The 21,490-nt window shown below is 64.6% G+C and carries 27 protein-coding genes; 18 read left to right on the top strand and 9 right to left on the bottom strand.

What is annotated here, in order from left to right:
- Positions 1–32: 32 nt before the first annotated feature.
- Together DOM45_RS01000 and DOM45_RS20155 are read right to left on the bottom strand one after the other, a co-directional pair.
- Positions 33–983, bottom strand: coding sequence for a SctD/MshK family protein (locus tag DOM45_RS01000; protein ID WP_110597655.1), 951 nt, complete (start codon positions 981–983; stop codon positions 33–35).
- Between the two features lie 199 nt (positions 984–1,182).
- Positions 1,183–1,353: a hypothetical protein gene (locus DOM45_RS20155; RefSeq protein ID WP_167404610.1), complete on the bottom strand. Its 171-nt coding sequence runs from the start codon at positions 1,351–1,353 to the stop codon at positions 1,183–1,185.
- 908 nt (positions 1,354–2,261) lie between these two features.
- On the opposite strand from DOM45_RS20155, the gene mntP reads away from it, so the two are divergent.
- From mntP to DOM45_RS00985, 3 genes are all read left to right on the top strand, one after another.
- Entirely contained in the window at positions 2,262–2,843 is a 582-nt protein-coding gene (gene mntP / locus DOM45_RS00995; protein WP_110597654.1) for a manganese efflux pump MntP, read from the top strand.
- 167 nt (positions 2,844–3,010) lie between these two features.
- Complete coding sequence (arfA, locus tag DOM45_RS00990; protein ID WP_110597653.1) at positions 3,011–3,163, top strand: alternative ribosome rescue factor ArfA; 153 nt, start codon at positions 3,011–3,013, stop codon at positions 3,161–3,163.
- 152 nt (positions 3,164–3,315) lie between these two features.
- A complete protein-coding gene (locus DOM45_RS00985; RefSeq protein WP_157958316.1) occupies positions 3,316–3,924 on the top strand; it encodes a cyclodeaminase/cyclohydrolase family protein in 609 nt (202 codons plus the stop codon).
- Between the two features lie 21 nt (positions 3,925–3,945).
- Here DOM45_RS00985 and DOM45_RS00980 read toward each other — a convergent pair whose 3' ends face one another.
- The 3 genes from DOM45_RS00980 to rhtA form a co-directional block, all read right to left on the bottom strand.
- Positions 3,946–4,554, bottom strand: a complete 609-nt coding sequence (locus DOM45_RS00980; protein ID WP_110597651.1) for a LysE family translocator — start codon at positions 4,552–4,554, stop codon at positions 3,946–3,948.
- A gap of 147 nt (positions 4,555–4,701) precedes the next feature.
- The gene (locus DOM45_RS00975; RefSeq protein ID WP_110597650.1) at positions 4,702–5,535 is read right to left on the bottom strand and encodes an AraC family transcriptional regulator; all 834 of its coding nucleotides are present in this window, start codon (positions 5,533–5,535) and stop codon (positions 4,702–4,704) included.
- 126 nt (positions 5,536–5,661) lie between these two features.
- Positions 5,662–6,555, bottom strand: coding sequence for a threonine/homoserine exporter RhtA (rhtA, locus tag DOM45_RS00970; protein ID WP_232822117.1), 894 nt, complete (start codon positions 6,553–6,555; stop codon positions 5,662–5,664).
- A gap of 109 nt (positions 6,556–6,664) precedes the next feature.
- On the opposite strand from rhtA, the gene DOM45_RS00965 reads away from it, so the two are divergent.
- Positions 6,665–7,225, top strand: coding sequence for a helix-turn-helix domain-containing protein (locus DOM45_RS00965; protein WP_240612246.1), 561 nt, complete (start codon positions 6,665–6,667; stop codon positions 7,223–7,225).
- Between the two features lie 39 nt (positions 7,226–7,264).
- Here DOM45_RS00965 and DOM45_RS00960 read toward each other — a convergent pair whose 3' ends face one another.
- Complete coding sequence (locus DOM45_RS00960) at positions 7,265–7,741, bottom strand: carboxymuconolactone decarboxylase family protein (protein ID WP_110597647.1); 477 nt, start codon at positions 7,739–7,741, stop codon at positions 7,265–7,267.
- Positions 7,742–7,878: 137 nt separating this feature from the next.
- Complete coding sequence (gene pdxR / locus DOM45_RS00955) at positions 7,879–9,285, bottom strand: MocR-like pyridoxine biosynthesis transcription factor PdxR (protein ID WP_110597646.1); 1,407 nt, start codon at positions 9,283–9,285, stop codon at positions 7,879–7,881.
- A gap of 91 nt (positions 9,286–9,376) precedes the next feature.
- Here pdxR and DOM45_RS00950 point away from each other — a divergent pair, with 91 nt between their 5' ends.
- Together DOM45_RS00950 and DOM45_RS00945 are read left to right on the top strand one after the other, a co-directional pair.
- Positions 9,377–9,829, top strand: coding sequence for a GNAT family N-acetyltransferase (locus tag DOM45_RS00950; RefSeq protein ID WP_110597645.1), 453 nt, complete (start codon positions 9,377–9,379; stop codon positions 9,827–9,829).
- Positions 9,826–10,422, top strand: a complete 597-nt coding sequence (locus tag DOM45_RS00945) for an FMN-dependent NADH-azoreductase (protein WP_157958315.1) — start codon at positions 9,826–9,828, stop codon at positions 10,420–10,422. The genes DOM45_RS00950 and DOM45_RS00945 overlap by 4 nt, the downstream gene beginning before the upstream one ends.
- A 56-nt stretch (positions 10,423–10,478) precedes the next feature.
- On the opposite strand, the gene DOM45_RS00940 is transcribed toward DOM45_RS00945, so the two are convergent.
- On the bottom strand, positions 10,479–11,063 hold the full coding sequence (locus DOM45_RS00940; RefSeq protein WP_110597643.1) for a hypothetical protein: 585 nt from the start codon (positions 11,061–11,063) through the stop codon (positions 10,479–10,481).
- Positions 11,064–11,379: 316 nt separating this feature from the next.
- Between DOM45_RS00940 and DOM45_RS00935 the strand changes: the two genes are divergently transcribed.
- The 12 genes from DOM45_RS00935 (at position 11,380) to DOM45_RS00880 (ending at position 20,597) form a co-directional block, all read left to right on the top strand.
- Positions 11,380–12,702: a flavin-containing monooxygenase gene (locus DOM45_RS00935; protein WP_110597642.1), complete on the top strand. Its 1,323-nt coding sequence runs from the start codon at positions 11,380–11,382 to the stop codon at positions 12,700–12,702.
- The gene (locus DOM45_RS00930) at positions 12,702–13,124 is read left to right on the top strand and encodes a RidA family protein (RefSeq protein WP_110597641.1); all 423 of its coding nucleotides are present in this window, start codon (positions 12,702–12,704) and stop codon (positions 13,122–13,124) included. The genes DOM45_RS00935 and DOM45_RS00930 overlap by 1 nt, the downstream gene beginning before the upstream one ends.
- Positions 13,121–13,792 carry a DUF1028 domain-containing protein gene (locus DOM45_RS00925; RefSeq protein WP_110597640.1) on the top strand — a complete coding sequence of 224 codons (672 nt, stop codon included), beginning with the start codon at positions 13,121–13,123 and terminating at the stop codon, positions 13,790–13,792. The genes DOM45_RS00930 and DOM45_RS00925 overlap by 4 nt, the downstream gene beginning before the upstream one ends.
- Before the next feature lie 48 nt (positions 13,793–13,840).
- On the top strand, positions 13,841–14,710 hold the full coding sequence (locus DOM45_RS00920) for a phytanoyl-CoA dioxygenase family protein (protein ID WP_110597639.1): 870 nt from the start codon (positions 13,841–13,843) through the stop codon (positions 14,708–14,710).
- 65 nt (positions 14,711–14,775) lie between these two features.
- On the top strand, positions 14,776–15,591 hold the full coding sequence (locus DOM45_RS00915) for a transporter substrate-binding domain-containing protein (RefSeq protein WP_110597638.1): 816 nt from the start codon (positions 14,776–14,778) through the stop codon (positions 15,589–15,591).
- A gap of 12 nt (positions 15,592–15,603) precedes the next feature.
- Positions 15,604–16,260 (top strand): amino acid ABC transporter permease, encoded by a 657-nt coding sequence (locus tag DOM45_RS00910; RefSeq protein WP_110597637.1) that lies wholly within the window; start codon positions 15,604–15,606, stop codon positions 16,258–16,260.
- Complete coding sequence (locus tag DOM45_RS00905) at positions 16,260–16,961, top strand: amino acid ABC transporter permease (protein ID WP_110597636.1); 702 nt, start codon at positions 16,260–16,262, stop codon at positions 16,959–16,961. Before DOM45_RS00910 ends, DOM45_RS00905 begins: the two co-directional genes overlap by 1 nt.
- Positions 16,958–17,803 (top strand): amino acid ABC transporter ATP-binding protein, encoded by an 846-nt coding sequence (locus DOM45_RS00900; RefSeq protein WP_110597635.1) that lies wholly within the window; start codon positions 16,958–16,960, stop codon positions 17,801–17,803. Before DOM45_RS00905 ends, DOM45_RS00900 begins: the two co-directional genes overlap by 4 nt.
- A gap of 120 nt (positions 17,804–17,923) precedes the next feature.
- The gene (locus DOM45_RS00895; RefSeq protein ID WP_110597634.1) at positions 17,924–18,835 is read left to right on the top strand and encodes a LysR family transcriptional regulator; all 912 of its coding nucleotides are present in this window, start codon (positions 17,924–17,926) and stop codon (positions 18,833–18,835) included.
- 148 nt (positions 18,836–18,983) lie between these two features.
- Entirely contained in the window at positions 18,984–19,724 is a 741-nt protein-coding gene (locus tag DOM45_RS00890) for a class II aldolase and adducin N-terminal domain-containing protein (protein ID WP_110597633.1), read from the top strand.
- Positions 19,725–19,805: 81 nt separating this feature from the next.
- Positions 19,806–20,042 carry a hypothetical protein gene (locus DOM45_RS00885; RefSeq protein ID WP_110597632.1) on the top strand — a complete coding sequence of 79 codons (237 nt, stop codon included), beginning with the start codon at positions 19,806–19,808 and terminating at the stop codon, positions 20,040–20,042.
- A gap of 93 nt (positions 20,043–20,135) precedes the next feature.
- Positions 20,136–20,597, top strand: a complete 462-nt coding sequence (locus DOM45_RS00880) for an ABC transporter ATP-binding protein (protein WP_425353318.1) — start codon at positions 20,136–20,138, stop codon at positions 20,595–20,597.
- 33 nt (positions 20,598–20,630) lie between these two features.
- Here the strand turns inward: DOM45_RS00880 and DOM45_RS00875 are convergent, their stop codons facing one another.
- A complete protein-coding gene (locus tag DOM45_RS00875; protein WP_110597630.1) occupies positions 20,631–21,437 on the bottom strand; it encodes a helix-turn-helix transcriptional regulator in 807 nt (268 codons plus the stop codon).
- Positions 21,438–21,490 lie beyond the last annotated feature (53 nt).

The following is a 21,490-nucleotide window of genomic DNA, read 5'->3' as shown; positions in this document are numbered from 1 at the left end:
GACACGACGGCCTCGTCAGCGCGGTCTCTCATTCAGAGCGTCAGCGCGAACTGGTCGTCGCCGCGGCTCAGCGTGATGCGGTCCGGCTGAATCGCGGATATCACCCATCCGGATTCGAGCGCGGCGCCGGGATAGAGTCGCTTCCCGCGGCCGTCGATGACATAGGGGCTGTCGCCCAGCCACACGGCCTGCAGCTTCAGGTCGGGTGGTGCGGCATCCTGCCGGGCCTTGACGTCGTTGAGCAGCACCTGATGGCCGCCGTAATGCTGATCGAACCAGCGCTGGGTCTGGTCCCAGGCCGCGCCCTGCGCCGCCGCGTACTGGCCGGATACGCTCAGGTAACCGCCGTGATCGACGACGCTCAGCGAGTCGAGGCCTGCGTCCGAGAGCTGGCGACGTAGCGCTTCCGCCGGGCCCGGGCGGCTCTCCGTGGTCAGCCGATGCGCTCCGTCGAGCGCCTGGGGATCGAGGGAGACCGTCGAGTAACCGCCGATATTGGCGCCAGCCTGATTGACGTCGATGAATTCGTAGACCGCCAGCACGCCGAGCGTCGCCACCAGCGCGGTGAACGTGGCGCCTCGATTGAGCGAGGTTCGCCAGCGTGGTGGCAGGGCCGGGAGCTTGGGGAGTGCCGGGATCATCGAGGGCGCGGAGGGACGCGACAGCGTCAGTGACACGCCCTCGAAGCGCAACTCGGCCGGAAGCTCGCCGCGCTGGCCGGTCCCCTGGTGCACGACGCGACCGTTGAAGACGATATCGCCGCCGATCGCTTCGACCGCCAGCTGGCGTCCGTGGAACCGCAGTACCAGGTGCTCGGGTGCCACGCCGGGGTCGCCCAGCAGAATATCGGCGGCTTCGTCGCTGCCAATCCGACAGGTTGGCTCGCCGAGATCCATCGTCGCGCCGTGATGCAGTCCAGCGGTGACCGTGAGCGTCGCAACGACTTCGCCTGCCGACGCCATGGGGGAGGTGACGGTGTTCATGCGCTTGACTCGCTAGTGTCGTACGATGCGGGAAGAAATTCCTTGGCTGTCCGTACCGGATTCGTCGAGGCGGACAGCCAAGGAAACTCCAGAAAATCCAGCATTCTCCATCGTCGCTATGTCCGATGCGTCCCGGACGCACTGCCGTGGTTGGGAAGAGCGTCGCGGGCGGCGTGGTTTCGCCCGCGACTTCTCCGCATCAGTTCTGCGGACGCTGCTTGGTCGCATCGAGCATGGTCTTCTTCTCGGTCGTGACCTTGGTGATTTCAGCGGATTTCTCGATCGCCTGATCAAACACGGCCTTCAATTGATCGATGGAAGAGTCTGCGCTGTCATTCGAAGTTGACGGATCGATTGCGGGCGTAGCCATGGTATTTCTCCTGGTAGCGTGAAATTCAAGGTCCGCCATTCCAGCGGTTTGAAGAGGTGCCGGACCGGGTTCTCGATATCGACCAAACTTTGGGAACGCGATCCAACGCAATTCAGACTACTGGCTGCGAATGACAATGCGACGGCTTGGAAGTAAAACTTTGATGTTTTGCGTTGCTGTAGAGTAACGGAAGGAAAGCCATATTGTTTGAAGCAAGATTTTGATTATAAAGAAAAAGATCTATATTGAATGGCCGTTCAATCGATTCCTGGTATGCATTTATTACCCCTCGTTACGTTGAAATGAGCGTTTCAATCCATGGTGGCACTCTTCTTCATTTCAGTGACTCGATGCCGCCCGATGGTCAACGTGCATTAAAGTGCACACCTTTTTCGTCGGGTTTTTTCATGCTCTTGTTTTGAGTTATTTCTGAATTAGTTTCATCTGAATTACGTCTGCATGAACGGTTTGCAGCGCGAGCATTTTTCCATCCCCGTGTCGCATCATGGCGTCATCGGGAATGACGCATTCCGACTTGATCTCGCAGTGTCACCACTACGCTGCGGTTCGTCACGATCGCTGCCAATCTTGCCGTACCGGCCCGTAACCTCGTCATCAAAGTCCAACCGGCGTTAACTTGATTAACGTCAACGACATGAATTAACCGAGGTGAATTTTTCCCTTTAAATTCAATCATTTATTGCCGTTCTTCGTTTTCGTGGCTATAGTCTGAGACCTCCTTGGGGAGTAGCCGATCACGACTGCACCTTGCTGGTCGTGATGTCCGTGTCAACACACCCGGCAATGCCGTGGCACGAACGCCGAGACCGGTTGGCGAGACCATGGGCATCCGCGGTACGAGTCGGGTACGGCGAATGTCGTGGCAACACCACCGGCTGGAACGGACAATGAATCCTGCATCCCTGTTCATACTCGCTTTCGCCATGTCGACCGATGCCTTCGCTGCTTCGGTCGGCAAGGGTGCGGCTCTCCGGCGTACCCGGTTCCCCGAGGCACTGCGCATCGGTGCCATTTTCGGAACGGTCGAGGCGATCACGCCGGTCATCGGCTGGGCTATCGGCTTGGCCGCCACGCGGTTCGTGTCCGAATGGGACCACTGGATCGCCTTCGTGCTGTTGGGGGCGCTCGGTGCCCACATGATCTGGGAAGGGTTCAAGCCGGTCCCGGTCGAGGCGGACGACGGCAGCGCACCGGAGCGCAAATCGGGCTGGCTGCTTGCGCTCACGGCGCTGGCCACCAGCATCGACGCCATGGCCGTCGGCGTGACGCTGGCCTTTACCGATGTGAACATCGTCGTGGCGGCGGCGGCAATCGGCCTGGCGACGATGCTAATGGTCACCGTCGGCATCATGCTGGGTCGCGCGATCGGATCGCTGATCGGCAAGCGGGCCGAAATCGTGGGAGGGCTGGTCCTGATCGGAATCGGTTGTACCGTGCTCTACGAGCATCTGGTGGCTCGCGTCGCTTGAAAGCTTGCCGACACTGCCTAGGCCTATTCACACCATCCGTGCGGCCGCGACGGAGCCGGCTTTTTCGTGAGACCAGGCGCGAGCCTCGGGTTCTGGGGTTCCAAGCGCTTGGCTGAGGCCCTAGGCTATGCCCCCCATCCGTGAAGTCGAACGAACCTGGAGGTCAAATGGCATCACACCCCATTCGGGACAACGCGCTGAAGGCGACACTGCGCTCGCCCCGATTCCGACAGCAGCAACAGAAACCGAAGAAAGGCAAGGGCAGCTACTCCCGCAAAGGGCGGTCGTCCGAGGGAGGGCGCCATCGCCAAGCGGCCTGAAACGATCTGCGGCCGCTTCGCCATGGTGCTCCCCCCGTTTTTCCTACCCATACCTCCCGATGACCCCCTTTCGGCTCGCATCGAGCCCTTGATTTGCCACGCTTTCCGTGGCGGCGTCTATGCTGAGACATCGATCCTCTCCGGGAGCTTTCATGTCGACCTCATCCTCGCTCTGGCACGCCTCGCTCGCCGATTTCCAGCACGCCGTCGAAACGCGGTCCACGCCGGGTTGCGGTGCTGCCGCGGCGTTGAACGGCTGCCTGGGCCTGGCATTGATCCTCAAGGGCGTGCGCTTGCATCGGGGGGAAACCGATCCGCATCGCCAGCGTCTGATAGCCGAAGGAGACGCGTTGCAGCAGGCACTGGCCGAGGCCGTCGACGACGACGCCGCGGCATTCGACGACTATCTACAGGCGCAACGGCGATCGCACGATGATACCGCCGAATCGGATCCGTGCGATTCGGCCCTAGATGAGGCTCGTGAGGCGTCGATCCGGATTCCGCTGGCCGCCGCCGAGCGATGCCGGGAGGGGTTGGTGCTGGCGCTCGAGGCGCTGCCGCTGACCTCGCCGGCGATGCGCAGCGACACGCTGGCCGGCGCCACCATGCTCGGCGCGGCGCTGGAGGCGTTGGTGATCGGGGCCGGGGCCAATCTCGAAGCGCTACCCGATCCCGCCACGCGACAGGCCCTGGAAGCGCGTTGCGAGGCGCTTCGCGCAGAGGTTCGGGGGCTCCGCCGGCGACTCGGCAGCGAGGGCTGACGCCGCGACGCCGGCAACTGGTCAGCCCGTGATCAGTAGACTCCACCACGCCACTGTCAACAGTAGCAGTGCCAGCACGCGATTGAACCACTGCCACTGATACGGGTGCCGGAACAGCCGGGCGACACCGCTGCCCACCAGCCCCCAGAGCGCCAGGCAGGGCAGGGCCACGACACCGAACGTCAGGGCCAGCAGACCGATATCCAGCGCGCGGGAGGCCGGGCCGGCGAAGACACCGACGACCGACAGCGCCATCATCCAGGTCTTGGGATTGATCAACTGCAAGCCGGCGGCCTGGCGCGCCCCGAATGCCGGCGCGACGGATATCTCGTCTCCGGCCTCGACTTCCGGTGGCGGGCTGCGAAAGAGCCGCCACGCCAGCCAGCTCAACCAGGCCACGCCGATCGCCGCCATCAGTCGACGCACGAGGGGGTAGGCCAGTAGCGTCTGCGATAGCCCCAGTCCCACCGCCAGCACGATCGCCGCCGCCGCCAGGCTGGCGCCGAAAACGGCGGGAAGGGCGCTTTTCCAGCCCCGTCGCGAGCCCTGCGCGAGTATCAGCAGGTTGGTCGGCCCCGGCGTGATCGAGGCGACGAAGGCGAACAGGGTGAACGGTAACCAGGCGGACATGATCGACTCCGGAAATAGCATGGAGCCGCCACTATCGCGCCGTTGTCACCCAGGGTCTGGAAGGTTTGAGCAGCCGCGCCCCGGAATTGCTTCGAAGCCGCTTCAACAGCGCCCCGCAACCGGCGTTTACCGAAGCCCCAGGCCGATTCAACCGCCCCGGCCGCAGCGCTGGCGATAGCTCGCCGGCGTCAGACCGTAGGCGCGCCGGAACCAGCGTCCCAGATGGCTCTGATCGGCGAAACCGAGCTGGCTGGCAACCGAGGCGGGCGATTCGCCGGCAGCGAGCCGCTGGCGGGCGAGGCTCAGGCGCAACTGCACCAGATAGGCATGAGGTGCCAGGCCGAAGGCCGACTTGAAGGCGCGGGTGAGCCGGAACCGGTCGACGCCGCACTGCTCGGCCAGGGTCTGCAGGCCGATATCCTCGGCATAGTTTGCATGCAGCAGTTCCTGCGCCCGACGGGCGGCGCGCGGCAGACGCGGATCCGTCAACGGACGTCGGCGCCAGCCCAGGTGTGGCACCAGGCCCTGGAGCAGGGCATCGAGAGCGTCGTCGCGTTCGAGCCGCGACGTCGACTGACGCAGGGTCGTGAAGGCGCGGGCGATGCTCGCGATCAATGGGGTGTCGTCGACCAGCGTCGAGGCGAAGCCCGGTTCGCCGGCAACGGTGCCGGCGGTCGCAAACTGGCGCAGCTCACGCTGCAGCCAGTCGGGGTCGAGGTAGAGCATGGCGTAGGTGAAACCGCCCTCGGCCGGCGCATGGCCGTCGTGAATCTCGCCGGGCTCGACTAAGAACAGGTGGCCGGGTGTGCTGTCGTGACGAACGCGGCGGCAGTGGAACTGCTGCACGCCCTGCTCGGTGAAGCCGATCAGATAACTGTCGTGCCAGTGGGGATCGTAGGCGTGGCCCTCGAAGTGGGCACGGATCGTCTCGATGCCGGTATCGCGGTCCTGTCGCAGATCGATCCAGTTCGTCGATGTCATGCTGCCTCCCGTCCGGCTGCCCATCGATGCGCTACGCCGGTTCGATCCTGGCAGCATGCCAGAAAGGGACGCCGGGGTCTGGAACGTTCGTGCAGTCCGGGCCTCGCCGCAGGAACGCGGGCGCGTTCAATCCGGCACTGGCGCCTCGAAGGTATCGCGGCGCCGGATCGTCAGCGTGGTGCCGATCGAGGCGGCAATCACCAGTCCGATCGCCAACCACTGCAGCGTACCCAGCAGCTGGCCCAGGAACAGCAGGCCGGAGAGCGCGCCCACGGCGGGCTCGAGGCTCATCAGGGTACCGAAGGTCTGGGTCGGCAGCCGTGGCATGGCGATCATCTCCAGGGTGTAGGGCAGCGCGGTGGAGAGTATCGCCACTGCCAGGGCGTACGGCAGCACCTCAGGCGCGAAGATGGCCGTACCCGCGTCGAGCAACCCCACCGGGGCGATGACCACCGCGGCGATGGTGATACCGAGGGTGGCGCTCTGGGCGCCATTGATCGCCCCGGCCTTCTGCCCGAACAGGATATAGAGTGCCCAGCAGACGCCGGCGCCGAGGGCGCAGGCCGCGCCGTAGGGGTCGATCGGGCCGCTGCCGCCATCGCCCAGCAGCAGCAGGCAGATCAGACCGAGTACCGCGAGGGCCACCCAGAGCAGATCCAGCCAGCGCCGTGACGAGAGCATCGCCACCGCCAGCGGCCCGGTGAACTCCAGCGCCACCGCGATCCCCAGCGGCACGGTCCGCAAGGCCTGGTAGAAAAGGAGATTCATGACGCCCAGCGAGACGCCGTAGATGAGCGTCGATTTCCAGGCGCGACGGCTCAGCGGCCGGCGCCAGGGGCGCATGACGAGCAGCAGCAGCAGGGCGGCGAGGATCAGGCGGATCGAGGTGGTGCCGGTGGCGCCGATGACCGGGAACAGCGACTGGGCGACGGAGGCGCCGCTCTGGATCGAGCACATCGCCACGATCAGCATGGCCACCGGCCAGATTCTGGCGAAGAATTCGCGCATGGCGACTGACATGACACCTCCCGAGGTCTGCGGCATGATGACTCGCCAAAACGTGACCGCTTATCGCCTTGGCGATGAGCGGCATGGGACGAGAGTCGCGATTGTACGGATGGGCAATATATTGCACAACTCTAACGAGCGCCCCGACGTACTGGTGCACGTGGCCGCCAATGTCAGGCGCCTGCGTCAGGCGGTCTCCCTGAGCCAGCAGGCCCTGGCCGAGCGGGCCGGGGTCAGTCGGCGCATGCTGGTCAATATCGAGAAGGGCGACGTCAACGTCAGTCTGGGCATGCTGGATCGTCTGGCCGAAGCGCTGGGCGTGCTGTTCTACGCGCTGGTCCAGCCGCCGGACAGCGAAGACTCCGCGCGCATCGACGAGGTGGCCTGGGTCGGCCGCTCGCCGGAGAGCCGGGCGCGGCTGCTGGCGAGCAAGCCGGCCCGCCAGGAGGTCGAGCTGTGGTCCTGGTCGCTCGCACCGGGAGATATCTACGAGTCGGCGGCCGACGACAACGGCTGGCACGAAATGCTGGTGGTGATCGAAGGCACGCTGACGCTGGAGCTTTCGACGGGGGATATCGTCATCCCCGCCGGCGACTTCCATGTCTATCCGAGTAACCAGCCCTATCGCTATCGCAACGATGGGCGTGGCACGCTGCGCTTCATCCGCAATGTGGTGCATTGACCCCGCAGCGCACTCGGTGCCAGGCCCGGTAGCGTCCGATCACAGTCCCGCCTTGTCCAGCCCGAAGGCCTTGTCGGCTGAGCCGGGAATGGCCTGGAAGGCGATGCTGAGACGATTCCAGCCGTTGATGGCGACGATCAGGAAGGTCAGGTCCGAGAGCTCCGCCTCGGAGAAGTGGCCGCGCACGTTGTCGTAGGCGCCATCATCGACCCCATGCTCGGGCAGTCGGGTCAAGGTTTCCGTCCAGGCCAGGGCGGCCCGTTCGCGGGGGGTGAACAGCGTCGATTCCCGCCACAGCGCAACGTGGTGCAGGCGCAATTCGCGCTCGCCGTCGATCTTCGCCTCCTTGACGTGCATGTCGACGCAGAAGGCGCAGCCGTTGAGCTGAGACGCTCGCAGCGTCACCAGATGCTTGATCTCCTTGATTACCTCGCTCTGCGACAGTGCCATGTTGAAATCGATGTATTTCTGTGCGGCCTTGGGAGAGGTCTGGTAGTAATTCACGCGGGCTTGCATGTCGTTCACCTGTCTGGGTAGTGGGTCATGGGAAGATGCGAACCAGATACCGGGACAGGATGAGGTGCCGGCGTGAGGTCGCACAGAGCCAAGACCGGCGACGATTTCTGGGCCATCGCGAGATGACCTGCGACGCGTCATGCCATGAGCGCGGCCAGCCGAGTGGCCAGGGCATCGGCATGGGCCGCATCGATGACGTTGGTAAAGCTCAGCAACAGCCCGGACTCTTTTGCCGCGCTCAGGTACCAGGCGGACAGTGCATGCCCACCCAGCCCGGCGCTGGCCGCCCGTCTCGCGAGGGTCACGTCGTCGGCGCCGTCGGGAAGACGAGCCAGCAGGTGCATCCCGCCGGCTTGTAGGTCGATGTGAATCCGGTCGCCCAGATGGTGTTCGAGCGCCTGTCGAAGGTGTTCACGCCGCATCTGATAGAGCGCCCGCATCCGCTTGAGGTGGCGGGCGAAATGGCCCTCTTCGATGAAATCCGTCGCCACCGCCTGGTTCAACGTCGGGGAGCCATGACCCAGACCCCGCGTCGCGTGCTGGAAGGTCGCGACCTGGGCGCGGGGGACCACCAGGTAGGCCAGCTTGATGGCGGGAAACAGCACCTTGCTGAACGTGCCGGTGTAGAGCACGCGTTCGTCGCCATCGAGACTCTTCAGTGCCGGGACGGGCTGGCCGCGATAGCGGTACTCGCTGTCGTAGTCATCCTCGATGATCCAGGCCGCTTCCCGCTGCGCCCATGCCAGCAACGCCTGGCGGCGGGCCAGCGTCATCGTCACCCCGGTGGGGCTCTGATGCGTGGGCGTGACCACGGCGAAACGGGCCTGGGCGTCGCGTGAGCACCCCGCTTCGACATTCACTCCTTCGCCGTCGACGCTCACCGGCGTCAGGTGCATCCCCTCGCCCAGCAGTCGTTCCCGCGCCATCACGTAGCCCGGCTCTTCGAACCATCCCCTGTTACCGGGTGTCAGCAGGGCCCGGCAGATCAGGCCAAGCGTGTCCCGATAGCTGTCGGTGATGAAGATCTGTTCGGGCTGGCAGGCGATGCCTCGCGACACGCCGAGGTAGCTCACCAGGGCGCGCTTCAGCGCCGGATGGCCCGTCGGCGGCGGATAGTTCAGTTCGGCGCTGGACTGGACCCGGAGTCGGCGCTGGCTCAGGCGTGCCCACAACTTGTGGGGGAAGGCGTCCAGCGCCGGAAGCCCCAGCTGGAACGGTTGCGGCGGTTCGAGATCGGACTCCGGCGCCTGCCCGGCCATCGTATCCGGTGTCGGGGCCGGACCCATGGCGTCGGGCAAGTGTGGCGAAACGATCGTGCCCGCCGGGCCTCGCGGCAGCAGATACCCTTCGCTGACGAGCAGTTGATACGCCAACTCCACCGTGCCGCGCGACAGGTTCAGCTCACTGGCGAGGCTGCGTACCGAAGGCACCCGTTTGCCGGGTGGCAGGCGCCCGTCTGTCATCGCTTCGCGCAGGCGCTGGTAGAGCTGCCGGTAGATCGGCACGCTCTGCGTACGGTCGAGCCGAAGTCGGGTATTGGACATGTCGATGTCCCAGAAGATCGAAGACGTCTTGGCGCTGCCAAGCGGATCTGTCCGATTCTAACCTGACTCCTCTTCACAAGGAGGATGTCCGATGACCACCGTTCGACTACTACCGGTGACGACGGAGCAGGCGTGTCTGCGCTGCTTCGATGTCATGCGTGAGCTTCGCCCGCCTCTCGACGCGCCGCAGACCTTCGTCAGCCAGATCATGCGCCAGATGGCTCTGGGATATCGGCTGTTGGCGGCGTGGGAGCGGAATCGGGTCGTCGGACTGGCGGGCTATCGACTGACCGAAAACCTGCTTTATGGCCGCTACGTCTATGTCGACGATCTCGTCGTCAGCGCAGCAGGCCGTCGCCACGGTCTGGGGGCGCGGCTGCTGGCGTCCGTGCGCGAGGAGGCGAGAGCTGAGGGATGCCGTCATCTGGTGCTGGATACCGGGCTGGGCATGGCACTGGCACAGCGCTTCTACTTCCGGCAGGGGCTGCTTTCCCGAGGCATGCACTTCGTGGAAGCCTTGAGCGTCGAGGAGACGGCATCGTGACGATACGAACACTGCTCGTGACCGCCAGCCCGCACCGCGACGAGGCCTTGGGGAGCCGTCTGGCGCGGCAGATCGCGGCGCGACAGGGAAGCGCCCTGCTGGTGCGGGATCTCGTCGCCGAGCCGCTGGTGCCGTTGACGATGGACTATGCCCGGGCGTTGACGTTGCGCGATCCCATGCCTCGCGCAAACGCGACGCTGGCGTTATCCGAGCGCCTGATCGAAGAGCTCGAATCCACCGACCGGCTGATCATCGCGACCCCCATGCATAACTTCGGCATGCCCGCGGCATTGAAGCTCTGGGTCGATTACGTGCTGCGCATCCATCGGACCTTTGCGGCATCCCCGCAGGGCAAGGTGGGTCTGCTGGCGGACCGGGCGACGCTCGTCATCGTCAGTTCCGGCGGCTTTCACCGCGCCGGAGAATCGCAGCAGCCCAATTTCCTCACCCCCCATCTCGAAGCCGTGCTGAATACGCTGGGCATTCGCGCGCCGCAATTCGTGTATCTGGAAGGGCTGGTCAGCCGACGCGACGCGCCGGAGACGATCATCGCAGAGGCGGCCGCCGCGTTGGGCGACGCCTGGTGCCATTGACGGCCAGCGCGGTCGAGAAGCCCTTCGTCACGACAGCTCGCTGGCGCCGTCGAGGCTTACGGGCCGCACTGCCACTCGCCTTCGAGCGTGCGCTGGGCGCCATCGGCCCGGTCGTAGGTCAGCGTCGCCGGCCGTGCGGGCGACTCGCCGCCCTCGCTGGGTTCGCCCGTCACCTCGATGCTGAGCGTCTTGCCCTTGCCCTCGAAAGTCGGGTTGTCGGTCATGCCGTCGAAGCCGCCTGGCGCCGAGACGCGCTCCACGTAGCCGGCTACCTTGACCACGCCCTGGGCCGCCGAGGACGAGTCGACATTCCCCATCGCGACCAGCAGCGGCGAAGCTCGCTCCGTCGAGAACTGACAGCCCAGCTCGCCCGAGAGGTTGGCCTCGTCGATATCCGACGCTGTCAGCGCATCGAGGGTGATCTGGGAACCATCCCCGCCCTGGGTTGCGCCACCCGCGTCCGACGGTCGCTCGGCGGTGGCCTGTGCCGGTTCCTGAGTCGTTGCCTGTGGCGTCGATGACGCCTGGCCGCCGGCGGCGTCGTCCGCGTCCGAAGACGAATCCGAACAACCGGCCAGCAGCACCAACAGGCCGGCCGCAACGATACCGATTCGACAGCTCTTTTTTCGGATGAACTCCATGTTTCCTCCTGAAACAACGTTGGGGACTCACGATTACCACGCCTGAACTCTACCGCGAGTGGCTCGCCGATGGGTAATGTCCCCCCCAACTCCATGTTGATGACGAGCGCGTGATGGCTCCCTTTCCGTGACGCCGGCCTCTATTTCGATCTGCGTCATCGGGCAGCCGAGCGCGATTGCTGGCGAGCAAGTTTGCCCGTCTTGCATTGGTTTTCCTGATCTCAAAGAACGGATAACAATATTTTAACGATGAAATCTACGTCTTTAGTGTTGGGTGAAGAGTGTCAATAACAACTTCACGCACGCTGGAGCCACAATGAGTACTTCCACCGACACGCTCGTGGTCGGCGCCGGGCAAGCGGGCATTGCCATGAGCGAACACCTGAGCCGACACGGCGTTGCCCACCTGGTACTCGAGCGCGATCGCATTGCCGAACGCTGGCGAACGGCGCGCTGGGACTCGCTGGTGGCCAATGGCCCCGCCTGGCATGATCGCTTTCCTGGCCTGACATTTCCCGCGATCTCGCCGGACGGCTTCGTGCCCAAGGAGCAGGTGGCGGACTATTTCGAAGCCTATGCGCGGCAATTCGAGGTTCCCGTTCGCACTGGTGTCGAGGTCACTCGCGTGACACCGAATCAGGGACGGCCGGGCTTCACGGTGGAAACCTCTGAGGGCACGATCGAGGCGCAGCGGGTGGTCGCTGCCACGGGCGCCTTCCAGACACCGGTCATTCCCGCCATCGCGCCGCAGGACGGGCGTTTCACACAGCTGCACACGGCCGACTACCGTAACCCCGAGCGGCTCCCCGAGGGTGCCGTTCTCGTCGTCGGCGCTGGCTCGTCAGGCACGCAGGTGGCGGCGGAGCTCAATCTTGCCGGGCGCCGGGTCTATCTCTCGGTGGGACCACACCATCGCCCGCCGCGCGCCTACCGCGGGCGCGATTTCTGCTGGTGGCTCGGGGTGCTGGGGGAGTGGGACAACGAGGTGCGCAAGCCGGGTTCGGAACACGTCACCATCGCCGTCACCGGTGCGCGTGGCGGCTACACCATCGATTTTCGCGAGCTGGCCCACGCGGGCGTGACGCTGGTCGGGCGCACCGAATCGTTCGATGTCGGCGTGGCGCGATTCGCCCCCGATCTCCGCGCCAATCTCGACGCCGGCGACGCCAACTATCTGTCGCTGCTGGACAGTGCGGATGCCTATGCCGCGCGCAACGGCCTCGACTTGCCGCTGGAGCCGCAAGCGCGGGTAATTCCGCCCGATCCGGATTGCGTCACCAATCCGCTTGCCGAACTCGATCTGGCGAAAGCCGGCATCACCACCATCATCTGGGCAACCGGGTTCGCGCAGGATTATCGCTGGCTGGAAGTCGATGCCTTCGATGCGAATGGCAGGCCCAGCCACCAGCGCGGGGTCTCGAGCGAGCCCGGCATCTATTTCCTCGGTTTGCCGTGGCTCTCCCGGCGCGGCTCCAGTTTCATCTGGGGGGTCTGGCACGACGCCAAGCACATCGCCGATCACATCGCCAAGATGCGCCACTATCTCGCCCACTACGATTCACCCGATCCCGTCTCGAGGCCGCCGACAGCCAGCGAAGCCGCGTCCTCGACAGATTCTCGTCCTCGGAGGGTCAGCTAATGCCGACGCATACCCGCATCCGCATGTTCAACACCCAGAAGACCTACCCTAATCAGACCCTGGACAACGATCTGTGCCAGGCCGTCCGCGCCGGCAATACGGTCTACGTACGCGGTCAGGTGGGAACGGATTTCGATGGCAGGCTGGTCGGCCTGGGCGATCCCCGCGCCCAGGCCGAGCAGGCGATGAAGAACGTCAAGCAGCTGCTCGAAGAGGCCGGCAGCGATCTTTCGCACATCGTCAAGACGACCACCTATATCACCGACCCGCGCTTTCGCGAGCCGGTCTACCGTGAAGTCGGCCAGTGGTTGCGTGGGGTCTTCCCGATCTCGACCGGGCTGGTCGTCGCCGGCTTGGCGCAGCCGGAGTGGCTGATGGAGATCGACGTGATCGCGGTGATCCCCGAGGAGGATGAGGCATGACCTTTTCGATCGCGGCGCGCTGTGCCGAGACCGGCGAAACCGGCTGCGCGGTCAGCTCATCGAGCATCTGCGTGGCGGCGCGCTGCGCCTTTGCCGGCCCCGGCGGTGCGGTCTTGACGCAGAACGTCACCAATCCGGCACTGGGCTCCGAGGGGTTGGCACTCATGGCGCGGGGCCTGTCGCCGCAGGCGGCGCTGGCGCGGCTGATCGAGGGAGAACCTGCCCCGCAGTACCGGCAGTTGCTGCTGATCGACGGTGAGGGGCGCACGGCCGTCTATGACGGTGACAACGCCCTTGGCGTGGTCGGCCGAGCTGCTGGCCTCGACTGCGTGGCGGCCGGCAATCTACTGGCCGATGCCGAGGTGCCGCGGGCCATGGTCACGGCGTTCGAGCAGAGTGCAGGGCCACTGGCGGAGCGACTGCTGATCGCCATGGAGGCTGGCCTGGCCGCCGGCGGTGAAGCGGGCGCGGTGTTTTCCGCCGGCCTGGTGGTGGCGCGTCCCGAGGCGTCCTGGCCCGTCGTCGACCTGCGCGTCGATTGGCATGACGCCCCGATTGCCGAGCTGCGCGGGCTGTGGACGCGCTACGCGCCGCAGCTCGAAGCCTATGTCACGCGCGCACGCCAGCCGGAGGCGGCGCCGAGTTACGGCGTCCCGGGGGATCAGTGAGCCAGACCCCGACCAATTCCCGAAGCGACAAGATAAGGGGGTGACAACGTGTTGACCGAAGCTCAGATCGAACAATTCCAACGCAACGGCTATCTGGTCGTCGAGAACGTGCTCAGCGCCAACGAGCTCGAAGCGCTCAACGCCGCGTTCAATGGCTGGGTCGATGAGAGCCGCGCGCAGACCGCGGCCTATGGTGAGACGCTGGATCGCCGGCCGCGTTTCGACGTCGGTGGCGATCACAGCGCCGAGCATCCCTCGCTGCGCCGGGTGGCATCGCCGACCGAGATCTCGCCCGCCTATCTGCAGGTGGCGACGGATTCGCGCATGACCGACATGGTGCACGCGCTGATCGGAGCCGGTGGCGTGCGTTTCCACCACAGCAAGATCAACGCCAAGCTGCCGGGCACCGAGACCCAGGTGAAGTGGCACCAGGATTTTCTCTTCACGCCTCACAGCAATGACGATCTGGTCACTGCACTGCTGATGGTGGGCGAGGTGACGGCCGAGAACGGCCCGTTGCAGGTCATCCCGGGCAGCCACAGGCACCCGCTTTACTCTCATTGGCAGGGCGGCCGCTTCACCGGCGGCGTCGATGACGAGGTGATCGGCCGCGAGTGTCAGTCACCGGTCGAATGTGTGGGGCCGGCCGGTTCGGTCTGCTTCATGCACACCCGCCTGCTGCACGCTTCCGCACCGAACGCCTCGGCGCTGCCGCGAACCTTGTTCATCACGGTGTACGCGGCCGACGATGCGCTCCCTTATGGCGACAACCCCTTGCCGAGTCAGCACCAGGGCATGCTGTTACGCGGCGAGGAGAGCGGCGAAGTCCGCACCACGGCCAACGTGATGAAACTGCCGCAGAAGCCGAAAGGAGCTTCGTTCTTCGTACAGCAGGCAGGCATCGACGCCACGCTGTGATCTGGCGTTATCGAACAACTGGTTAGGCAACACCCCAACAACGACAAAACCCGGTGGAACGAACCATGAAAAAACTGGCAGTAGCGACTCTCTTGATGGCACTTGGTCTTTCGGCAATGGCGTCGTCGCAGGCGGATACGCTCGATGACGTCAAGGCGCGCGGCGTGCTCCGTGTCGGCACCGAGATGCAGTTTGCGCCGTTCGACTATCTGGAGAACGGCAAACAGACAGGTTTCAACAAGGCGGTCTTCGAGGCGGTCGGCAAGGCGCTGGGCGTCGAGGTGGGATTCGTCGACCTGCCGTGGCCCAGCGTGCTGCCCGGGCTGGAGGCGGGCAAGTACGATATGGTCGCCGGCCCGCTGATCATCACCAGTGAGCGCATGCAGCGTTATCGCTTTACCGATCCGGTGGCCGAGAGTTCCGTTGCGTTGATGATCCGTGCCAATGACGACGACATCTCGGCGCCGGAGGATATCGCCGGCAAGACCGTCGGTGCCGGCAAGGCTTCGGCGCAGTTGGCCACCTTGCAAGCCTATGCCGAGTCACTCGACCCGCCGGTCGCGATCCGGGAGTATGTCGACAACAACCAGGCCTACGCCGACCTGGCCGCGAAGCGTCTCGATGCCGTGGCGAACTCCCTGCCCAATATTGCCTATCTCGCCAAGCAGCGACCCTCGCTGTTCAAGGTGGTGACCCCGTCCTTCGGGCCCAAGAGCTATTTCGCCTACATCGGTCGTGGCGGTGACGACTCTCAGCGACTGATCGACACGTTCAACGATGTGCTGGCGAAGATGCGCGCCGACGGCCGACTGGCCGCGCTGCAGGAACAATGGATCGGGCAGAAGATGGACGTGCCCGACCACCCGGTGCCTGCCCAGTAACGGGGGCATTCGATGTTCGATCTTGCGCTGCTGATCCAGGGCCTGCCGCTGCTGCTGGCGGGCCTGTGGAACACGATCTGGTTGTCGGCGTGTGGACTGGCGCTCGGCTTCCTGATCGGGATCGGAGTCTGCTCGCTGAAGCTCTCCGAGCGCGGTGCCCTGCGTCGGCTCGGAGGGGCTTATATCAGCGTGTTCCGGGGCATTCCGCTACTGATCCAGTTGCTCTTCATCTATTACCTGCTGCCGCGACTGGGACTCGATGTTCCCGCCTGGGTGGCGGCTATCGCCGGACTGGCCCTGTGCAGTGGGGCCTATCTGGCCGAAATCCTGCGGGGTGGCCTGCTGACACTGCCGGCGGGGCAGGTCGAGGCCGCCCGGTTGCTGGGGCTCAGCGGCCGCACCATCCTGACGCGAATCGAGCTGCCGCAAGCGCTGCGCGCCACGCTGCCCGCCCTGCTCAATGAAGTGATACTGCTGATCAAGGCCTCATCGCTGATCTCGGCGGTCGGGCTGGCGGAGTTGACCCGTACCGCACAGAACCTCGCGGCCAGCAGTTTCCTTCAGCTGCAGTTCTATCTCGCCGCGGCGGTGCTCTACTGCGTCGTCAACATCAGCCTGGCGTTACTTGCCGGGCGGCTCGAACGCCGCTTCGCGAAGGGGAGAGCGTAATGGATCTCACGGTTCTGACCGAGCATGCCAGCGAGATCGGCAGCGGCTTTCTCGTCACGCTCTGGACCTGGGGCGGCGGGGTGCTTGCCGGTGCGATCGTGGGGCTGATCATTGCCGTGATCCAGCTCAGCGCCGGCCCCTGGGTCCGTGGCGTGCTGCGCTGTTATATCGAGGTGATTCGGGCGACGCCCTTTTTGGTGCAGCTGTTCCTGCTCTACTACGGGGGGCCGAGTCTGGGCCTCTCGCTGTCACCCATGGCCGCTGGCCTGATCGGCTTGGGAATCTATGGCAGCGTCTACTTCGCCGAGATCTTTCGCACCGGCTTCACGTCGATTCCGCGTGGACAGCAGGAGGCGGCCGCCATGCTGGGGATGACCCCCTGGCAGATCATCTGGCGCGTACAGATCCCGCAGATGCTGGTTCTCATCCTGCCGGCGCTGGTCAATTTCACCACCATCCTGGGCAAGGAGACCCCGGTACTGTCGATCATCACGGTGCCTGAACTGACCTTCGTCCTCACCGGCATCGGTGCCGAAACCTTCGCCTACGTCGAAACCCTGCTGGCGCTCTGTGTCGGTTACTTCCTCCTGGCCGAGCTCTGCTCTCGTCTGGGTCAGTGGCTCGAGCGCAGAGCCAGCCGTTATCTCACCCAGGGCGTGCGGCAAAGAGGCGCCCTCAAGCCGCGGGAGTCCGCCGCATGAACCAGTCAACAGCGAAGCGTTCGGCCGGCGACGTCATGCTCGAAGCCCGGGGCATGAGCAAGCGGTTCGGCGAGCATACGGTGCTGCAGGATATCAATCTGTCGATCCAGCGTTCCGAGGTCGTCTGTCTGATCGGGCCTTCCGGCTCGGGTAAAAGCACGCTGCTTCGCAGCCTCGCCTTTCTGGAAAATTACGACGACGGCGAGGTGTTCGTCGAAGGGGAGCTGCTGGGCTACGATCGCGCACGCGACGGCCGTCGCGTGCGCTCGCGCCCCTCTCGCTTGAGCGACGTGCGTCGCAACATGGGTATGGTGTTCCAGCAGTTCAATCTGTGGCCGCATCTCAGCGTCGTCGAGAACGTGATGGAAGCGCTGCTGCGGGTACGGGGGATGAAGAGTGCCGATGCCCGCCGACTGGCACTGACGACCCTGGAGAAGGTGGGGCTGGCCGAAAAGGCCGATGCCTGGCCCAATCGTCTCTCCGGCGGCCAGCAGCAGCGTGTCGCCATCGCGCGTTCACTGGCGATGTCGCCGGCGATCATGCTGTTCGACGAGCCGACCTCGGCGCTCGACCCCGAGCTGGTCGGTGAGGTGTTGCAGGTCATGAGACAGCTCGCCGAGGAGGGCATGACGATGGTGGTGGTGACCCATGAGATGGGCTTCGCCGCCAAGGTCGCCGATCGCGTGCTGTTTCTCGATCAGGGGCATATCGTGGAGCAAGGCCCGCCCACGCGGCTGTTCAGACACCCCCAGTCACCCAGGCTCGCGCAATTTCTCGGCAATTATCTCGAGAGGAACACCCTGTTCGAGGCGGCACCGGCGCCCAATCATGTCGATGACTGAGCGGCGGCGGGGTCGGCATGGACGCCCCACCGGCGTGGGTGCAAGATGCTGAAACGCATCGTCATCTCGTCGCGAGATGACGCTCGTTTCCCTCACTCCAGGCTGTGCCAGGGAGCCCAGATGCTGCATGCCACCCTGAAGCAATTGCGATACTTCGTCGTTGCCGGTGAACTGAAAAGCGTGACCCGAGCGGCGGAACAGCTTCACGTCTCCCAGCCCTCGATCTCCGCCGCGATCGCCCACCTCGAGGAAGCCTCCGGCGTTCGACTCTTTGTCAGGCACCATGCCCAGGGGCTGTCGCTGACCACGGCGGGCACGCAACTGCTGGGGCGGGCGCGCAGTCTGCTCTACGATGCCGACAGCCTGATGCAGTTCGCGATATCGCTGGGTGAAGAGATCGCCGGCCCGCTGAACATGGCCGCCTTTCACACCTTCGCGCCCATTTTCATGCCGCGCTTGATGCAGTCGTTCCTTACCCAGTTTCCCCGGGTCGTGCCCCAATGCGACGAGGGGCATCAGGTCGATATCGTGGAGGGGTTGCGGGAAGGTCGCTACGAGCTCGGGCTGATCTATGACATGCAGGTGCCGGAAGATATCGAGTTTCAACCGCTGTGCCGCTTTCCACCCTACGCGGCGGTCGCCCCCGATCATCCGCTGGCGGCGCATGAGCGGCTATCCATCGACATGCTCAGCGAGTATCCGATGGTACTGCTCGATTGGCCCATGAGTCGGGATTACTTCCTGTCGCTGTTCATCGATGCGCCACGCCAGCCAAAGATCGCACACCGTGCGACCTCGCTGGGCATGGTGCGTGGCCTCGTGGCCAATGGCTTTGGCTTCTCGCTGCTCAACGTGCCACCGGGGCGACATCTGGCGCTGGATGGCAAGTCGTTCCGGACGATCCCGCTGGACGGGGAGGTCCGCGCGCTGACCGTCGGCATGGCGACGTTGAAGGGGGTTCGCTTGAGTCCGGCCGCTCAGGCCATGGGCGAGTTTCTCAAGCACAGCGAGTTGAGTCAGACCGAGGCATGAGGCCGAGGCGTGGATAGGAAAAACTGATGCCGAAGAGCGAATAAAGATATTTTAAAAAATCAACGCGGCTCAGTAGCGTGACAGCAGTGAGACGAAAGTCGATAGGTCGTTCGACTGCGTCACCAGAACAATGACAAGGATTCTCATCATGTCCAACGTGTCGCTCCCCGATGAAGCGCAGCTCCGTGTCGACATGGCGGCGCTGTTCCGCATCGTCGCCAGGCAAGGTCTCCACGAAGCCGTCGCCAACCATTTCAGTGCAGCGGTGTCCGCCGATGGCCGTCGCTTCTTGATGAACCCCAAGTGGAAGCACTTCTCGCGCATCCGCGCCAGTGATCTGGTGCTGTTCGATCTCGATGGCGAGGCCCCGGATCTCGCCACGGTCGTCGATCCGACGGCCTGGGCCATTCACGGCCAGATGCATCGCCTGATGCCGCAGGCGCGGGTCGTCCTGCATCTGCATCCCCCTTATGCCACCACGGTCGCGACGCTGCAGGACCCGACGGTGTTGCCGATCGACCAGAACACGGCGCGCTATTTCAATCGTATCGCCATCGATAGTGGCTTCAGCGGCATGGCCAACAGCGAAGCGGAGGGAGAGCGGCTGGCGGCGCTCCTCGGCGACAAGACGCGTCTGATGATGGGTAACCACGGCGTGATGGTCGCGGCGCAGACCGTGGGCGAAGCGTTCGACGACATGTACACCCTCGAACGCGGGTGCCGCACGCTGGTTCAGGCGTATGCCACCGGCCAGCCGCTGAACGTGCTGTCTGACGAGGTCGCCGAAGCCACGGCGCAAGACTGGGAATCCATCCGCGATTTCTCGCTGGCGCATTTCGAAGAGATGAAAGCCATCCTGGATCGCGAGGATCCCTCCTACGCGGATTGAGCATACCGACCGCTGCTGGTAGCCGGTCTCTACCGGGCTGTCGACTACCTGAAGTCCCGCCCGGAAGCGTGTTATCGACTGATGGCAGAGGGGGTTGGTGGCTACCTCAAGGACCCCACGGATCTGGCCGAGGCGACCAAAGGCGTCGAATTCTACGGCGAGCCCGGCAACCGGCGTATTCTCGGCACCCAGGACGAGCCCGGCTCCATCTCCGCCCTGATCGATGTGGCCCGCGATACCTGGAACCAGCTCGAGAACCGCAATATCAGTGCCACTTACGCCGATATCGTCGACCCCACCTTCATCGAGCAATCGTGAGGGCATCGCAATGGCTCATGCGTCTTTATGGCAACGCTGCCTCACGCCGAGAGCGCCGCGCCCGAAGACGCTGACGTGGAGTGCGGGCATGGTTTGAAGCGACGTCGCCTGCCAGCCGCTCAGCGCAAGGAGATCGTCGAATACTCTCTCCGCGAAGTGGGGCTTGAGCGCTTCGCCGAGGCCTGGCCACGCCAGCTCTCCGGCGGCATGATGCAAAGGGTGGCGATCGCGCGTGCGCTGGCCAACGATCCCGACATCCTGCTGATGGACGAGCCGTTCGGCGCCCTCGACAGCCAGACCCGGCTCTCCATGCAGCAGCTGCTGCTCGATGTCTGGGGCCACCACAGCAAGACCGTGCTGTTCGTCACCCATGACATCGACGAGGCGATCCTGCTCGCCGATCGGATCCATGTCATGCGTGGCCGGCCGGGCGTCATCAGTCGAACCATCGAAGTGAACCTGTCACGACCACGGACCTCGGAGATCGTGATGGAAACGCGCTTCCTCGATCTCAAACGCGAGATACTGGGCATCCTTCACCATGACGATACCTAGCCTTGGGAGGCTTCCCGAAGCGCCCGGATGGAGTCAGTCCGTGATACCCCCGCCCACCCCCAGATAGATCATCAGGCAGGCGCCGGGCAGGTCGGGAATCCGCAGCGGCAGGTAGTCGAACTCGCGGTCGGTGCCGTCCGGCATTCGCATCGCCTTGCGGCCGCTGCCGAGTTCTTGCACACCCTGCTCGGCCCAGAGTTCGCGGAAGGTGTCGCTCGCCTCGAGCAGGTCGTCGATCAGTTGGCGCATGCGCGGGTCGTCGGCGTAGCGTGTGGCCTGGCTGCGAAAGATCGACACCAGCGTGCGCGCGGATTTCAGCCAGTCGGCCTGATGCGTCTCCACTCGCTTCTGGGTGAACACCCACCACAGCTTGTTGCGTGGATGCTTGTCGCCGGGGCGCTCGATGCTGAACAGTGCGGCGGCCGCATCATTCCACGCGATCACTTCCCAGTAGGCGTCCATGACGTAGGCCGGTTCCGGTTCGAGACGGTCGAGCAGGCGCTGCAGGATCGGGTTGATCGTCGATTCGCCATCGATGGCGCGCGGCGGCGCCGGGCGTCCGGCCAGCGCGTAGAGATGTTCGCGCTCGGTTTCGTTCATCATCAGCGCACGTGCCAGGCAGGCCAGGGCCCGGTCGGAGGGCTGCACATCGCGACCCTGCTCCAGGGCGGTGTACCAGGCCGAACCCATGCTGGCGCGGCTGGCCACTTCCTCGCGGCGCAGGCCAGGCGTGCGCCGACGGCGACCCGGCGGCAGACCGGCCATCTCGGGGGTGATGTCGGCGCGCTTGGCGCGCAGGAATTCGCCGAGCGAGGGCGAAGGGGAGTCGAATGCACTCATGGGGTGATGGCCGAGCCTGAGGTTTCCAAACGTAGGATAAAGTCACGGATTTT

It is taken from the genome of Salinicola lusitanus (assembly GCF_003206045.1).
In the GTDB taxonomy this organism is placed as follows: Bacteria; Pseudomonadota; Gammaproteobacteria; order Pseudomonadales; family Halomonadaceae; genus Salinicola; species Salinicola lusitanus.
This window is presented reverse-complemented; position numbering and strand designations above follow the sequence as displayed.